The sequence below is a fragment of the Streptomyces sp. NPDC049577 genome (genome assembly GCF_040675635.1).
Classification (GTDB): Bacteria; Actinomycetota; Actinomycetes; order Streptomycetales; family Streptomycetaceae; genus Streptomyces.
This window is the reverse complement of record NZ_JBFAPH010000008.1, coordinates 33933-49468: the sequence shown is the minus strand read 5'-3', so window position 1 is coordinate 49468 and position 15536 is coordinate 33933. Positions and strand designations below refer to the sequence as shown.

The 15536-nt window shown below is 70.6% G+C and carries 12 protein-coding genes and 4 tRNA genes; 8 read left to right on the top strand and 8 right to left on the bottom strand.

Annotated elements, in window-relative coordinates; translation table 11 throughout:
- From AB0K09_RS02365 to purM, 3 genes are all read left to right on the top strand, one after another.
- Window positions 1–569: sterol carrier family protein (locus AB0K09_RS02365; RefSeq protein WP_366063337.1), on the top strand; the 569-nt coding region annotated here is incomplete at its 5' end.
- A 151-nt stretch (window positions 570–720) separates the two neighbouring features.
- On the top strand, window positions 721–2238 hold the full coding sequence (gene purF / locus AB0K09_RS02360) for an amidophosphoribosyltransferase (RefSeq protein ID WP_366063336.1): 1518 nt from the start codon (window positions 721–723) through the stop codon (window positions 2236–2238).
- A gap of 58 nt (window positions 2239–2296) precedes the next feature.
- A complete protein-coding gene (gene purM, locus AB0K09_RS02355) occupies window positions 2297–3376 on the top strand; it encodes a phosphoribosylformylglycinamidine cyclo-ligase (RefSeq protein WP_366063335.1) in 1080 nt (359 codons plus the stop codon).
- Window positions 3377–3543: 167 nt separating this feature from the next.
- Here purM and AB0K09_RS02350 read toward each other — a convergent pair whose 3' ends face one another.
- Window positions 3544–3792 (bottom strand): DUF3073 domain-containing protein, encoded by a 249-nt coding sequence (locus AB0K09_RS02350; RefSeq protein WP_366063334.1) that lies wholly within the window; start codon window positions 3790–3792, stop codon window positions 3544–3546.
- A 357-nt stretch (window positions 3793–4149) separates the two neighbouring features.
- Window positions 4150–5265 carry a Glu/Leu/Phe/Val dehydrogenase dimerization domain-containing protein gene (locus AB0K09_RS02345; RefSeq protein WP_366063333.1) on the bottom strand — a complete coding sequence of 372 codons (1116 nt, stop codon included), beginning with the start codon at window positions 5263–5265 and terminating at the stop codon, window positions 4150–4152.
- Window positions 5266–5469: 204 nt separating this feature from the next.
- On the opposite strand from AB0K09_RS02345, the gene AB0K09_RS02340 reads away from it, so the two are divergent.
- Together AB0K09_RS02340 and bldC are read left to right on the top strand one after the other, a co-directional pair.
- Window positions 5470–6312 carry a hypothetical protein gene (locus tag AB0K09_RS02340; protein ID WP_366063332.1) on the top strand — a complete coding sequence of 281 codons (843 nt, stop codon included), beginning with the start codon at window positions 5470–5472 and terminating at the stop codon, window positions 6310–6312.
- 525 nt (window positions 6313–6837) lie between these two features.
- Entirely contained in the window at window positions 6838–7044 is a 207-nt protein-coding gene (gene bldC, locus AB0K09_RS02335) for a developmental transcriptional regulator BldC (RefSeq protein WP_003949541.1), read from the top strand.
- 388 nt (window positions 7045–7432) lie between these two features.
- On the opposite strand, the gene AB0K09_RS02330 is transcribed toward bldC, so the two are convergent.
- The 6 genes from AB0K09_RS02330 to AB0K09_RS02305 all read right to left on the bottom strand — a co-directional run bounded on the left by AB0K09_RS02330 (window position 7433) and on the right by AB0K09_RS02305 (window position 12308).
- Window positions 7433–7615, bottom strand: coding sequence for a DUF6274 family protein (locus tag AB0K09_RS02330; RefSeq protein WP_366063331.1), 183 nt, complete (start codon window positions 7613–7615; stop codon window positions 7433–7435).
- A 99-nt stretch (window positions 7616–7714) separates the two neighbouring features.
- Window positions 7715–7789 (bottom strand) — tRNA-Asp (locus AB0K09_RS02325).
- Between the two features lie 128 nt (window positions 7790–7917).
- On the bottom strand, window positions 7918–11904 hold the full coding sequence (hrpA, locus tag AB0K09_RS02320; protein ID WP_366063330.1) for an ATP-dependent RNA helicase HrpA: 3987 nt from the start codon (window positions 11902–11904) through the stop codon (window positions 7918–7920).
- A gap of 116 nt (window positions 11905–12020) precedes the next feature.
- Window positions 12021–12097: transfer RNA gene (locus AB0K09_RS02315), tRNA-Phe, on the bottom strand.
- Window positions 12098–12122: 25 nt separating this feature from the next.
- Window positions 12123–12197: transfer RNA gene (locus tag AB0K09_RS02310), tRNA-Asp, on the bottom strand.
- A gap of 38 nt (window positions 12198–12235) precedes the next feature.
- A tRNA-Glu gene (locus AB0K09_RS02305) sits at window positions 12236–12308 on the bottom strand.
- Window positions 12309–12468: 160 nt separating this feature from the next.
- Between AB0K09_RS02305 and AB0K09_RS02300 the strand changes: the two genes are divergently transcribed.
- From AB0K09_RS02300 to AB0K09_RS02290, 3 genes are all read left to right on the top strand, one after another.
- Window positions 12469–12825: a metallopeptidase family protein gene (locus tag AB0K09_RS02300; RefSeq protein WP_366063339.1), complete on the top strand. Its 357-nt coding sequence runs from the start codon at window positions 12469–12471 to the stop codon at window positions 12823–12825.
- Window positions 12826–12934: 109 nt separating this feature from the next.
- Window positions 12935–13444 carry a hypothetical protein gene (locus AB0K09_RS02295; protein ID WP_366063329.1) on the top strand — a complete coding sequence of 170 codons (510 nt, stop codon included), beginning with the start codon at window positions 12935–12937 and terminating at the stop codon, window positions 13442–13444.
- Window positions 13445–13672: 228 nt separating this feature from the next.
- Window positions 13673–15536: DEAD/DEAH box helicase (locus AB0K09_RS02290; protein ID WP_366063328.1), on the top strand; the 1864-nt coding region annotated here is incomplete at its 3' end.

The following is a 15536-nucleotide window of genomic DNA, read 5'->3' as shown; positions in this document are numbered from 1 at the left end:
GTGAAGATGTCCTTGTCGGAGGTCTTGTCGATGGCCGAGTCGAAGTAGACACCCGGCGAGCGCACCAGCTGCGAGACCACGACACGCTCGGTGCCCTTCCGGCCCTCTACGACCGCGTGGCCACGCAGTTCACCGAACTCACCGCCGCCGCACGGCCCGACCGGCTGCTCGCCGTGAAGTCCGGCGCCATGCGACTGGACGACTTCCTGGCCACCCGGTGCGTCGAACTGGTCACCCACACCGACGATCTCGCGGTGGCGCTCGGCACCGAGATCCCTTATGACCGCCAGGCGTTGGCCACGGCCACCCGTCTGCTCGCCGACGCGCTGGCCGAAAAGGCCCCCGGGCGCTCGGTCGAGGTACGGATCCCGCCCTTCGCGGTGGTGCAGTGCGTGGAGGGCCCGCGCCACACCCGCGGCACGCCGCCGAATGTCGTCGAGACCGATCCGCGCACCTGGATCCGGCTCGCCACGGGCCGTACGACGTGGCGGAAGGCGCTCGACGAGGCGGCCGTCTCCGCGAGCGGCGACCGCGCGGACATTTCCGTGCAACTTCCGCTGCTCAGCTGAGAGAAAACGAAGAGGAACGCCTGGGGGAACGCCCGAGTGAACGCCGAAGTGAACGGTGATTGGGCGTAGGCGTCACGTGGCTGTACGTGGTGTGAGATTTACCGGCCTTCCCCGGTTCGGATGAACGTCTTCCCTGCCATAGACTCAAGGTGTGCCTCGTGGTGACGGACGACTCAACCACGACCTGCTTCCCGGCGAAAAGGGCCCCCAGGACGCTTGCGGCGTCTTCGGTGTCTGGGCTCCGGGAGAAGAGGTCGCAAAACTCACCTATTTCGGGCTGTATGCGCTGCAGCACCGTGGACAGGAGTCCGCGGGCATCGCGGTGAGCAACGGCTCCCAGATTCTCGTTTTCAAGGACATGGGACTGGTCTCCCAGGTCTTCGACGAAACCTCCCTAGGTTCCCTCTCGGGCCATATCGCGGTCGGACACGCCCGCTACTCGACCACCGGTGCGTCCGTGTGGGAGAACGCCCAGCCGACCTTCCGCGCGACCGCCAACGGCTCGATCGCGCTGGGTCACAACGGCAACCTGGTGAACACCGCGCAGCTGGCCGAGATGGTCGCCGCGCTGCCCCGGGAGAACGGCCGGGCGACCCAGGTCGCGGCGACCAACGACACCGACCTGGTGACGGCCCTGCTGGCCGGCCAGACGGACGAGGACGGCAAGCCGCTGTCCGTCGAGGACGCCGCCAAGCAGGTCCTCCCCGACGTCCGGGGTGCCTTCTGCCTCGTCTTCATGGACGAGCACACGCTCTACGCCGCCCGTGACCCGCAGGGCATCCGCCCGCTGGTCCTCGGCCGCCTGGAGCGCGGCTGGGTGGTGGCCTCGGAGACGGCCGCCCTCGACATCTGCGGCGCCACCTTCGTCCGCGAGATCGAGCCCGGCGAGCTGATCGCCATCGACGAGAACGGCGTGCGGACCTCCCGCTTCGCCGAGGCCAAGCCGCGGGGCTGCGTCTTCGAGTACGTGTACCTCGCACGTCCCGACACGGACATCGCGGGCCGCAACGTCTACCTCTCCCGGGTGGAGATGGGCCGCAGGCTCGCCGCCGAGGCCCCGGTCGACGCCGACCTGGTGATACCGACTCCGGAGTCCGGCACCCCCGCCGCCGTCGGCTACGCCGAGGCGAGCGGCATCCCGTACGGCACCGGCCTGGTCAAGAACTCCTACGTCGGCCGGACCTTCATCCAGCCGAGCCAGACCATCCGCCAGCTCGGCATCCGGCTCAAGCTCAACCCGCTCAAGGAAGTCATCAGGGGCAAGCGCCTGGTGGTCGTCGACGACTCGATCGTCCGCGGCAACACCCAGCGTGCGCTCGTGCGCATGCTGCGAGAGGCCGGCGCCGCCGAGGTCCACGTGCGGATCTCCTCCCCGCCGGTGAAGTGGCCCTGCTTCTTCGGCATCGACTTCGCGACCCGGGCCGAGCTGATCGCCAACGGCATGTCGGTCGAGGAGATCGGCAAGTCGCTGGGCGCGGACTCCCTGGCGTACATCTCCCTGGAGGGCATGGTCGAGGCGACCACCATCGCCAAGCCGAACCTGTGCCGCGCCTGCTTCGACGGCGAGTACCCGATGGAGCTCCCCGACCCGCAGCTGCTCGGCAAGCAGCTCCTGGAGACCGAGCTGGCCGGCGGTACGGACGCCGCCGACGCGCTGCGTCGCCCGTAAGCCTCCGCAGTCGCCCGTAAGCCTCTGCACCCGCAGTACGACACGAAAGTTCTGAAGCATGTCTCAGGCCACCAGTGCCGAAGGCGGCGCCAGCTACGCAAGCGCGGGCGTCGACATCGAGGCGGGCGACCGCGCCGTCGAGCTGATGAAGGAGTGGGTCAGGAAGACCCGCCGCCCCGAGGTCGTCGGCGGCCTCGGGGGCTTCGCCGGGCTCTTCGACGCCAGTGCCCTCAAGCGTTACGAGCGGCCGCTGCTCGCCTCCGCCACGGACGGCGTCGGCACCAAGGTCGACATCGCCCGCCGGATGGGCGTCTACGACACCATCGGCCACGACCTGGTCGGCATGGTCGTGGACGACCTGGTCGTCTGCGGCGCCGAGCCGCTGTTCATGACCGACTACATCTGCGTCGGCAAGGTCCACCCCGAGCGGGTCGCCGCGATCGTCAAGGGCATCGCCGAGGGCTGCACCCTCGCCGGCTGCGCGCTCATCGGCGGCGAGACCGCCGAGCACCCGGGGCTGCTCGGCGCGGACGAGTTCGACGTCGCCGGCGCCGGCACGGGCGTGGTCGAGGCCGACCGGCTGCTGGGCGCCGAGCTCATCCGCAAGGGTGATGTCGTCATCGCGATGGCGTCGTCGGGACTTCACTCGAACGGGTACTCACTGGTCCGGCACGTGCTCTTCGACCGGGCCGGCTGGCAGCTGGACCGCGAGGTCCCGGAGTTCGGCCGCACCCTCGGCGAGGAGCTGCTGGAGCCGACGCGGATCTACTCGCTGGACTGCCTGGCGCTCACCCGCACGGCCGAGGTGCACGCCTTTTCGCACATCACCGGTGGTGGCCTCGCCAACAATCTGGCACGGGTGATCCCGGACGGTCTGCACGCGGGCATCGACCGGTCGACCTGGACGCCGGGCGCGGTCTTCGACGTGGTCGGCAAGGCCGGCTCGGTCGAGCGGCTGGAGCTGGAGAAGACGCTGAACATGGGCGTCGGCATGGTCGCGGTGGTGCCGCCGCAGTCGGTGGACGTGGCCCTGGCCACGCTGGCCGACCGCGGGGTGGACGCATGGGTCTGCGGTGAGATCGCCGAGCGCGGTGATCGCTCCGAGGCCGTCACCCTCACGGGTGACTACGCGAGCTGACCCGACCGCTTCCGCGCCCTCCCCGGGGTGCGGAAGCAGTCGCTGAACAACCTCAAGAAGGCAGCACAAGACCCGGTCCGGGGCGGAAGCCCCGGACCGGGTCCGTGGACGTGCTGGCTGCTCGACGAGGGAGCCGCAGCCGGGCGCCTGAGGGGAAGGGCCCGGCGTCAGGCGCGACGACGGTGCTGGGACGGGTTCTGCTCGTCCTCGTCATCGTCGTCGTCGTTGTACAGCTCGGCGTACCGGGCGTACGGGTCTTCGTCCTCGTCGTTGTCCTCGAACGGCTCAGCGTTCGGCGGCTGCTGGCTCGGTGAGCCCAGCTCCTCGGCCAGACGTGCGAGGTCAGTCCCGCCGCTGTTGTACTTCAGCTGGCGGGCGACCTTTGTCTGCTTGGCCTTGGCCCGGCCGCGCCCCATGGCTCGACCCCCTCATTGACGGGGCTCGACGGCCCCAGAGTCTTGACACGCGTTCACGATCATGAGTCAGAGCGGACCCGCGAAGGGATCCGGCCTGTAGAGCTTCAAAGGTACCTGCTTCTGTGGCCATACGGTACGTCGCCCGCATGACGTGCCACGGAGCACAACCCGCGAGAAGCCCCGGTCCCCGCTGGTCAGCTGCGATTTTAACGTGTCCCGGGCGCCGACCCGCCGAGGGGTGGTGAGGGATCTCTCCTTCATCACCCGGTGCGAGCCGGCGGGGGGTACCCGGGGGAGGGATCTCCGCCACCCGATCGGCCCACCCGATCGAGTGGCGGAGCCGGTCGCCGGGCCCCGTCAGCGGCCCGACCGCAGGGCGCGGGCCTCGGCCATGCGCTGTTCGGCGAGCCGGTCGGCGGCCGCGGCCGGGGGAATGCCGTCGGACTTCGCCCGATCGAATATGGCCAAAGTCGTGTCGAAAATCTTGGTCGCCTTCGCCTTGGCCCGATCGAAATCGAAGCCGAGCAGTTCATCGGCGACCTGAATCACGCCACCGGCATTCACCACATAGTCCGGGGCGTACAGGATCCCGCGCTCGGCGAGGTCCTTCTCGACGCCCGGGTGGGCGAGCTGGTTGTTGGCCGCGCCGCAGACCACGGAGGCGGTCAGGACGGGGACGGTCGCGTCGTTCAGCGCGCCGCCGAGGGCGCACGGGGCGTAGACGTCCAGGGGCGTACGGATCAGTACGTCCGCGTCCTGCACGGCGCTGACCTGCGGGTGGCGCGCGATGATGCGCTCGACGGGCTCCGCCCGGACGTCGGTGATCACGACCTCCGCGCCGTCGTCGACCAGGTGGTCCACGAGGTGGTGGCCGACCTTGCCGACGCCCGCGATGCCGACCCGGCGGCCGCGCAGCGTCGGTTCGCCCCACTGCGTCTGCGCGGCGGCCCGCATGCCCTGGAAGACGCCGAAGGCGGTGAGCACGGACGAGTCGCCCGCGCCGCCCTGCTCGGGGGAGCGGCCCGTGGTCCAGCGGTTCTCACGCGCGATCACGTCCATGTCCTGGACGTACGTGCCGACGTCGCAGGCGGTCACGTAGCGGCCGCCGAGCGAGGCGACGAAGCGTCCGTAGGCGAGCAGCAGTTGTTCGGTCTTGACCGTGTCGGGATCGCCGATGATGACGGCCTTACCGCCGCCGTGCTCGAGCCCGGCGAGGGCGTTCTTGTACGACATGCCGCGCGAGAGGTTGAGCGCGTCGCGCACGGCCTCCGCGTCGGAGGCGTAGGGGTAGAAGCGCGTGCCGCCGAGGGCCGGGCCCAGGGCGGTGGAGTGGATGGCGATCACGGCCTTGAGGCCGCTCTCGCGGTCCTGGCAGAGCACGACCTGCTCGTGGCCTCCCTGGTCGGAGGCGAAGAGGGTGTGCAGCACGTCGGCGTCGGAGGGACCGTCGGTGGAGGGACGTACGTCAGTCACGGTGGTGACTCCATATGTCGCGGTGTTCGCCCCCCGGGGGTGGTGGAGGGCCGGTTGGCCAGAGGGTACGCCTTGCCGGAGCGGCCGAAGGGTCTCGTGCGGAGGATCACTCTCCCGGGCCCATTCGCCATGGGACGATTTGGACAGTACGGGGAGAGGCGCCCGCAACTCCCCGGTGGTGTCCTACGGCTTGAGGGAGCGAGCGTGGGCCTGGCGTCATCGGTGACCGTCCCGTACGCGGCGTATCTGCGGGTCTACGAACCACTGGCGGCCTTCCCCGAACCCGAGCGCGCGCACTGGGCCCGATACGCCCGCCGGGAGACGCTGCCCACGGCCCAGGACGAACTGCGCCGGTCCCTCGCCGACCTGCTGCCCACGCCGCCCGTGGCCGTGCCGGTGCACGAGAGCGGTGACGCCTTCGTCGCCGTCGTCGACGGGGTGGTGTGCGTCTGCCCCTGGCGCACCCGGCTGCGCGGCTGGCTGGCCCTGGAGCGGCTCTCCGACCAGTTCGCCGGCCCCGTGCTCGACGCTGTGCTCCCCCCGGTGGTCCGCCGCCAGGCCGAGGCCGACTACGAGCGCTGGCTGGAGCGCAATCCCGACGCCCGCCCCTGGATCAGGACCGCCACCTGGCAGGTGCCGCTGCGCTGGTTCGTGCTCTTCTCGGACGAGGAGCGCGAGTACGGCAAGGGGGAGGGCGGCGAGGGGCTGCTGCTGCGCTACCGCACCCCCATGGTCCAGGCCCGGCGCCGGGTCGCCCGCGGCCTGCGCACGCTGCGGGACGCGATCGAGGAGGGCCCGCTGATCGACGGCCTGGTGGACGTCGGCCGGTGGCTGGAGGAGTTCCATCCGCGCTCGCTCGTGGAGCTGGACTACGGCGGGCTGGTGCACCTGATCCCGGAGGCCGCGCTGGCCGAGGACCGCTCCGCCGCCGACACCGCCGAGGGCCTCGCCGCGCTGCGCGCGGGGGACGGGGTACGGGCCGGCGAGGCGTACGAGCGGCTGACGGAGCGTTGGAGGTCGGTCCGGGACCGTCAGTTCGCGAACTAGCGCGGCGGAACAGTGCGAAAGTATGGGGCCCCGGCAGTGCATGCTGGGTGCCGTCACGGGCGGCCGTGCGCGGTACGGCGGGACCTTGGTCCCGATCCGGGCCATTGCGGCAACCGTGACCTATCGCACTTACTTCAGGTCTTGCGCCCAACGTCCTTCCACGTGGCAAAATAGGACAAGGAGTCCGGGAAGGGCTCCTTCCGCCAACTAAGGGCGGATTGATCGGTATTGCACTCCTTGGCGGGTCTGGTGACCCCTGATCCCGCTGTGACTGATCGTCACGGTGGCGTGACTGTCCGCTATGGCATGGTCCATCGGCTTCCGTCGAGGTTGAACACCTGAGAGGGCAATTCCATCGGTTTGGCCGACGTGGCTGGACAGATGGTGTAGTTGTAGTGCCGAGGACAAGCCGTTCGTCCTATAACCGACTCGGCCCGCGTCCGCCATTTCGGGCAACGCGGGTCAAGGTGCAGAATTTAGAGGAAAGAACCGACGCTGTGTTCGGTTCTCCCGAGGAGGCCGCTCATGACCGCTCGCACCCCTGATGCCGAGCCGCTGCTGACCCCGGCTGAGGTCGCCACGATGTTCCGCGTGGACCCGAAGACGGTCACCCGCTGGGCGAAGGCGGGCAAGCTCACGTCCATCCGCACGCTCGGTGGACACCGCCGCTACCGCGAAGCGGAGGTCCGTGCTCTGCTCGCGGGCATCCCGCAGCAGCGCAGCGAGGCCTGAACCACCGTATGACCGGGTGATTCCGGGGCCCCCAACCCGGCCGTCGCCCACAGCAGCTCCACAAGCAGCACAACGACATCGGGTGCCTGCCCCAACAGGATCCCCGCCCACCGACTTGGGCAACGTCGTCGATCGCGCTGGACTCCGCCGGGTCCAGCGCGATTTTTTTTGTGCTCGTGAGCACCCGTGACGGACGGGCCCGCGCCGCGTACGCGCCGGGCCGGCGACCCCGCGGTCACCGGCCCGGTGAGGTGCAATTGCACATATTAAATTGACCGGCTCCGGACGGGGGGTGAGTTCCCCCGTCCCGGAAACTCTTTCGGTGACTCCCATCACACGGTGGCGCGCTTGTCGCCTCCACGCCGCTGCGGTAAAGGAGGCCGGAACGTCAACGGGCCGCGCCCGCAGGGGACTCCGAGGCCGAAGCGGCCTCCTGCACGAGCCGCAGCAGCCGGTGGCACACCGGGCAGTGCCGGGTCAGATGGCGATAGCCCGAGGCGGCGGAGAGATGGGCGCGCAGCAGCGCCCTCGTCTCGTGCCGGTTGCTCTCGGGCCGGGCGGTCGTCGTCATGGGCGCAGCACCTCCCACTGACTGGGTACCCCTGGCACGTGTCGCAGTCAAGGCACACAGCAAGAAGGCCCGGATCCAAGGGGATCCGGGCCTACGATGCGGTCCTGACGGGATTTGAACCCGCGGCCTCCACCTTGACAGGGTGGCGAGCACTCCAAACTGCTCCACAGGACCTTGCTGCTTTCCCGCCTTCGCGGTGCTGCGTGGCAAGACTCTACAGCAGGTCAGGGGGTGCGGTCGAACCCGATCTCCCGCATGCGGCGCAGGTCACTCCGCAGATCGCTCCGCGGGCCGCCGCGGGCTCACGGCGCCAGCTTGTCGATCGCCTTCACGATCCGCTTGTCGGACACCGGATAGGCCGTCCCCAGCGCGTGCGCGAAGTAGCTCACCCGCAGCTCCTCGATCATCCAGCGGATCTCCCGCGCCTCCTGCGGCACGGGCCGCCCCTTCGGGAACTGCTCCAGCAGCCACGCGTACTCGTCCCGCATCTCCCGCACCTTCGCCATGCGGGTGCGGTCCCGCTCCGCGTTGGACGGCAGCTGGGTCAGCCGGCGGTCGACGGCGATCAGATAGCGCAGCAGGTCCGGCAGCCGGCGCACACCGTGCTCCGTCACGAAGCCCGGCTTGATCAGCTCGGCGAGCTGCTCCTTGACGTCCGTCAGCGAGGGGACGAGCGCCAGGCTGGTGGTGGCCTTCAGCCGCCGCTCGCACGCCTGCCAGGCCGCCAGCACCTCCCGCGTCCGGCGGACGGCGTCCAGCGTCGCGTCCACGATGTCGGCCCGCACCGCGTCGAAGAGCTTGCGGAAGGACTCCTCGTCCCACGCCGGGCCGCCGTGCGCCGCGATCAGTTTGTCGGCGGCGCCGGAGACGCAGTCGTCGAAGAGCGCCTGGACCGAACCGTGCGGATTGCGCGCCAGGGCGAGCTTCTGCTGGTTGCCCAGCTTGTCCTGGGCGAACTTCGCCGGGTTCGACGGCAGGTTCAGCAGGATCAGTCGGCGCGTGCCGCGCCACATGGCCTCCTGCTGCTCGGCCTCCGTGTCGAAGAGCCGCACCGCGACCGAGGCGCCCTCGTCGACCAGCGCCGGGTACGCCTTGACCGGCTGCCCCGCCCGCCGCGTCTCGAAGGTGCGCGGCAGCGCGCCGATCGTCCACCGCGTGAGCCCCGAGCGCTGCTCGGGACCGCCGGCGCCGCCCTCGCCGCCCTCGGCGGCGCGCTTCTCGGCGGCCTGCTCGAAGGCCCGGGTGATCGCCGCCTGCGTCTTCGGCTTCAGCCGCAGCCGCAGCGCCTCCAGGTCCTTGTCCTCGGCGATCTTCCGCCGGCGCTCGTCCACCACCCGGAACGTGATCTTCAGGTGGTCGGGGACCTTGGCCGGGTCGAAGTCCTCGGCCTCCATCCGCACACCCGTCATCCGGTGCAGCTCGCGTGCCAGGACGGCCGTCAGCGCACCCTGCAACGGCACGACGCCGTCGAGGAAGCGCGCCGCGTAGTTCGGCGCCGGGACACAGTTGCGCCGGATCGGCTTGGGCAGCGAGCGGATCAGCTCGGTGACCAGGTCCTCGCGCAGACCCGGGATCTGCCAGTCGAAGCCCTCGGCCGAGACCTGGTTGAGCACCTGGAGCGGAATGTGCACGGTCACGCCGTCGGCGTCCGCGCCCGGCTCGAACTGGTACGTGACCTTGAACTTCAGCGGGCCCTGGCGCCAGGAGTCGGGGTAGTCGGCCTTGGTGACCGCCTCGGCGTTCTCGTTGATGAGCATGGACTGCTCGAAATTGAGCAGCTCCGGCTCCTCGCGCCGCTTGTGCTTCCACCACGAGTCGAAGTGCGCGCCCGAGACCACGTGTTCCGGCAGCCGCTGGTCGTAGAAGTCGAACAGCGTCTCGTCGTCGACGAGGATGTCCCGGCGCCGCGCCCGGTGCTCCAGCTCCTCGACCTCGCCGAGCAGCTTGCGGTTGTCGTGGAAGAACTGGTGGTGGGTGCGCCAGTCGCCCTCGACGAGCGCGTTGCGGATGAACAGCTCACGGCTGGTCTCCGGGTCGATCCGCCCGTAGTTGACCTTGCGGTCCGTGACGATCGGGACGCCGTAGAGCGTCACCCGCTCGTACGCCATCACGGCCGCCTGCTTCTGCTCCCAGTGCGGCTCGCTGTACGTCCGCTTCACCAGGTGCTGGGCGAGCGGCTCGATCCAGTCCGGGTCGATCCGGGCGTTCACCCGCGCCCACAGCCGCGAGGTCTCCACGAGCTCGGCCGACATCACCCAGCGCGGCGGCTTCTTGAACAGCGCCGAACCCGGGAAGATCGCGAACTTCGCGCTGCGCGCACCCAGAAACTCGTTCTTCGCTGCTTCCTTCCCGCCCTCCAGCCCGGCGTTCTTCAGACCGATGTGCGACAGCAGACCCGCCAGCAGCGACTGGTGCACGCGCTCCGGCGCCGCGTCCTCCTCGGAGAAGTGGATCCCCATCTGCTTGGCGACCGTCCGCAGCTGCGAGTAGATGTCCTGCCACTCGCGTATCCGCAGGTAGTTCAGGTACTCCGACTTGCACATGCGGCGGAAGGCCGAGGAGGAGAGGACCTTCTGCTGCTCGCGCACGTAGCGCCACAGGTTGAGGAAGGCGAGGAAGTCGCTCGTCTCGTCCTTGAACCGGGCGTGCTGCTGGTCGGCCTGCTGCTGCTTGTCCGAGGGCCGCTCGCGCGGGTCCTGGATGGACAGCGCGGACGCGATCACCATGACCTCGCGCACACAGCCGTTGCGGTCGGCCTCCAGCACCATGCGCGCCAGGCGCGGGTCCACCGGGAGCTGCGAGAGCTTGCGGCCGAGCGGCGTGAGCCGCTTCTTCGGGTCCTTCTGCGCCGGGTCGATCGCACCCAGCTCCTGGAGCAGGTCGACGCCGTCCTTGATGTTGCGCCGGTCCGGCGGGTCGATGAACGGGAACTTCTCGATGTCCCCGAGCCCGGCGGCCGTCATCTGCAGGATGACCGAGGCCAGGTTCGTGCGCAGGATCTCGGCGTCCGTGAACTCCGGACGGGCGAGGAAGTCGTCCTCCGAGTACAGCCGGATGCAGATGCCGTCGCTCGTCCGGCCGCAGCGGCCCTTGCGCTGGTTGGCGCTCGCCTGCGAGACGGGCTCGATCGGCAGCCGCTGCACCTTCGTGCGGTGGCTGTAGCGGGAGATCCGGGCGAAGCCGGGGTCGATGACGTACCGGATGCCGGGCACGGTCAGGGAGGTCTCCGCGACGTTCGTCGCGAGGACGATCCGGCGCCCGGAGTGCCGCTGGAAGACACGGTGCTGCTCGGCGTGCGACAGCCGCGCGTACAGCGGCAGCACCTCGGTCATCCGGAGTTTCTTCTTCTCCAGCGCGTCCGCCGTGTCGCGGATCTCCCGCTCGCCGGAGAGGAAGACCAGGATGTCCCCCGGCCCCTCCTTCTGCAGCTCGTCCACCGCGTCACAGATCGCGGTGATCTGGTCGCGGTCCGTGTCCTCGGAGTTCTCCTCCAGCAGCGGCCGGTAGCGCACCTCCACCGGATACGTCCGCCCGCTGACCTCGACGATCGGCGCGTCGCCGAAGTGTCGCGAGAAGCGCTCGGGGTCGATCGTCGCCGAGGTGATGACGACCTTGAGATCGGGCCGGCGCGGCAGTAGCTGCGCCAGGTAGCCGAGCAGGAAGTCGATGTTCAGACTGCGCTCGTGCGCCTCGTCGATGATGATCGTGTCGTACTGGCGCAGCTCGCGGTCGGTCTGGATCTCGGCGAGCAGGATGCCGTCGGTCATCAGCTTGACCAGCGTGTCGCCGCCGACCTGGTCCGTGAACCGGACCTTCCAGCCGACCGCCTCGCCCAGCGGCGTGCGCAGCTCCTCCGCGACGCGCTCGGCGACCGTACGGGCGGCGAGCCGGCGCGGCTGGGTGTGCCCGATGAGCCCCCGGACGCCGCGGCCCAGCTCCAGACAGATCTTGGGGATCTGGGTGGTCTTGCCGGAGCCGGTCTCACCGGCGACGATCACGACCTGGTGGTCGCGGATGGCCGCCAGGATGTCGTCCTTCTTCTGGCTGACCGGCAGCTGCTCGGGGTATGTGATGGCGGGCACGGCAGCGCGGCGCCCCTCGACGCGCAGCTCGGCCGCGTCGAGCTCCGCCGTGATCTCGGCCAGCACGGCCGCACGGGCCTCGGGCTTGCGGATGCGGCGCGCACCGTCGAGCCGCCGGCCCAGCCGCTGCGCGTCGCGCAGCATCAGCTCGGGAAGGCGGGCGGCAAGGCCGGCGAAGGAAGCGGGGGCGGCAGGCTGCGTAGACATACGGAGTCCAGGATCGCACCAGCCCCCGGAAACCGGCGAACCGATTTCCCTCGCGGGAAGGGGGAGGGCGCGTGCTCCGAAAGCCAAAGAGCCCCCCATCGGAGATGGGGGGCTCATGGTGGCTGGGGCCGGGGTCGAACCGGCGACCTTCCGCTTTTCAGGCGGACGCTCGTACCAACTGAGCTACCCAGCCACGCGGTCACCCAGGGTGACCACAGCGGTCCTGACGGGATTTGAACCCGCGGCCTCCACCTTGACAGGGTGGCGAGCACTCCAAACTGCTCCACAGGACCTCGTTCGTGCGAGAACCAGTCTCGCACATGGTGACGCGTGCCCCCAACGGGATTCGAACCCGTGCTACCGCCTTGAAAGGGCGGCGTCCTGGGCCACTAGACGATGAGGGCTGATGGCCCACCTCTGCGCTTTGCAGCGCCTCGGGGACGTGAGAAGCATATGGGATGCGGGGAGTAATCGCCAAAACGGTTTGCCGGGGCCCTGCCGCGCGGCCCGCCGCAGGCGCCCCCGCACCGGACAGAGGAGCCCCCCGTGCCGGACAATGGCCGCGTGCTGGAGATGACGCGCGAGGAGTTCGAGGAACTGGTCGCCGAGGCGCTCGACCGGATCCCCGCGGACCTGACACGGCTGATGGACAACGTCGCGGTCTTCGTCGAGGACGAGCCGCCGGCCGAGGCGGGCGACCCCGAGCTGCTCGGGCTGTACGAGGGCACGCCGCTGACCGAGCGCGGCGAGTGGTACGCGGGCGTCCTGCCGGACCGGATCACGATCTACCGGGGGCCGACGCTGCGGATGTGCGCGACGCGCGAAGAGGTCGTGGAGGAGGTCGAGGTGACGGTCGTTCACGAGGTGGCACACCACTTCGGCATCGACGACGAGCGTCTGCACGCCCTCGGCTACGGCTGAGCCGCGCGCCGGCCCGCGTGCGGCGGTCCCGCGCGGCGCGTGTCCTGGGCGGGGCGGCGCCAGTTGGTCAGGGGGCCTGTTGTCCCGCGACCCGAAGGCGGTCCCACCCATGCGCGCAGCACCAGCGCACACCACGCTCAGCCGTATCGCGGCCGCCGCCGTCGCCACGCTGGCCCTCGGCGGCTGCATGAGCGTGAGCGACCCGGGCCGGCCGGCGCCCTCGGGCACGGACAATCAGCGTGCGGCCGGCGCCGAGCCCGACGGGGGGCTCCGCGCCCCGGGCGGCCGGCCGGGCCGTACGGACGCGAAGGCGGGCAAGGGTGCCCCGAGCGGCGGCCCCTCGGCCAAGGGGGGACGGGCGAGTACCGGCCCGTCCGCCGAGCCGTCCGGCGGCCCGGGCGCGTCGCCGCAGGCCCAGCGGCCCGGCAAGCCGGGATCGCCCGCCAAGCCGCCGAGCGGCCCCGGCACGCCCCCGGCGCAGGGCAAGCCACCGGCGCCGTCGCAGCCGCCCAGTCAGCCGCCGAGCAACCCGAACCCGCCGGCCCCGCCGACCTCGGACCCCGGCCCGTCGGCCCCGCCGTCACCGCAACCGGGCCCGCAGGCCGGGCCGGCGAAGTAGGCTGGTCCGGCAAGGTGTGTCCCAGGACACCCGGGGGCGGCTTGCGCCGGGCATCCCGGAGTGCGTATGGTGGTAGATCGTTTGATCCCATTTGCCCGGCGCCCGAGAGACGCGCGCCGTGTGGCGCGTTCCTTACCTTGCCGTGGCTGACCGCATCGAGGCGGTCATTTGTGAAGCTGACACGGAGCTTGGGCGCGTGCCGAAACTCCGGAAGGTTTCGCATTTCGCATGTTCATTTCCACTGACCAGACCGCTGTGCCCCAGACCGACGAGGCCGTCGAGGCCGTCGAGACGACTGAGGCCACCGCCATCGAGTCCGCCACCGAGTCCGCCGCCGAGCCGACGATCACCTTCGGCGACCTGGGCCTGGACGAGGCGATCGTCCGCAAGCTCGCCCAGAACGGCGTGACCACCCCGTTCCCGATCCAGGCCGCGACCATCCCGGACGCCCTGGCCGGCAAGGACATCCTCGGCCGCGGCCGCACCGGCTCCGGCAAGACCCTCTCCTTCGGTCTGCCCCTGCTGTCCATCCTGGCCGGCGGGCACACCGAGAAGAAGCGCCCCCGCGGTCTGATCCTCACCCCGACCCGCGAGCTCGCGATGCAGGTCGCCGACGCCCTCCAGCCGTACGGCGACGTCCTCGGCCTGAAGATGAAGGTCGTCTGCGGCGGTACGTCCATGGGCAACCAGATCTACGCCCTGGAGCGCGGCGTCGACATCCTCGTCGCCACCCCGGGCCGTCTGCGCGACATCATCAACCGTGGTGCCGCCTCCCTCGACAAGGTCCAGGTCGCCGTCCTCGACGAGGCCGACCAGATGGCCGACATGGGCTTCCTGCCCGAGGTCACCGAGATCCTCGACCTGGTGCCGGTCGGCGGCCAGCGTCTGCTGTTCTCCGCGACGCTGGAGAACGAGATCGACACCCTGGTCAAGCGTTACCTGGTCGACCCCGTCACCCACGAGGTGGACCCGTCGGCCGGCGCGGTCACGACCATGACCCACCACGTCCTCGTCGTGAAGCCGAAGGACAAGGCCCCCGTCACCGCCGCCATCGCCGCCCGCAAGGGCCGCACGATCATCTTCGTGCGCACCCAGATGGGCGCCGACCGCGTCGCCGAGCAGCTCGTCGACGCCGGCGTCCGCGCCGACGCCCTGCACGGCGGCATGACCCAGGGCGCCCGTACCCGCGTCCTGGAGGACTTCAAGGCCGGTTACGTCAACTGCCTGGTCGCCACCGACGTCGCCGCGCGCGGCATCCACGTCGACGGCATCGACCTCGTCCTGAACGTCGACCCCGCCGGTGACCACAAGGACTACCTGCACCGCTCGGGCCGCACCGCCCGCGCCGGCCAGTCCGGCACGGTCGTCTCCCTGGCCCTGCCGCACCAGCGCAAGCAGATCTTCCGGCTGATGGAGGACGCGGGCGTCGACGCCTCGCGCCACATCGTCGGTGGCGGCGGCGCCTTCGACGAGGACGTCGCCCGCATCACGGGCGCCCGTTCCCTCACCGAGGTCCAGGCCGACTCCGCGGACAACGCCGCCAAGCAGGCCGAGCGCGACCTGACCGAGCTCACCCGCCAGCTGGAGCGCGCGCAGCGCCGCGCGACCGAGCTGCGCGAGGAGGCCGACCGTCTCCTGGCCCGCGCGGCCCGCGAGCGCGGCGAGGACCCGGAGGCCGCCGTGGCCGCCGCGGCCGAGGCCGCCGAGGCCGAGCAGTCCGCGGCCGCGGCCGAGCCCGTGGCCGTCCCGGCCCAGGCCCCGGCCCCGGTCCAGGAGCGCCGCGACGAGCGGGGCAACTTCGAGCGCCGCCGTGACGGCTTCCGCCGCGACGACCGCCGTGACGACCGTCCGTTCAACCGGGACCGTGACCGGGACCGTCGTGACGACCGCGGTGGTTTCCGTCGTGACGACCGTCCGTCGGGTGGCTTCCGCCGCGACGACCGTCGTGACGACCGTCCGTCGGGTGGCTTCCGCCGTGACGACCGCCGCGATGACCGTCCGTTCAACCGGGACCGTCGTGACGACCGTCCGTCGGGTGGTTTCCGTCGTGACGACCGTCCGTCGGGTGGCTTCCGCCGTGACGACCGTCCGT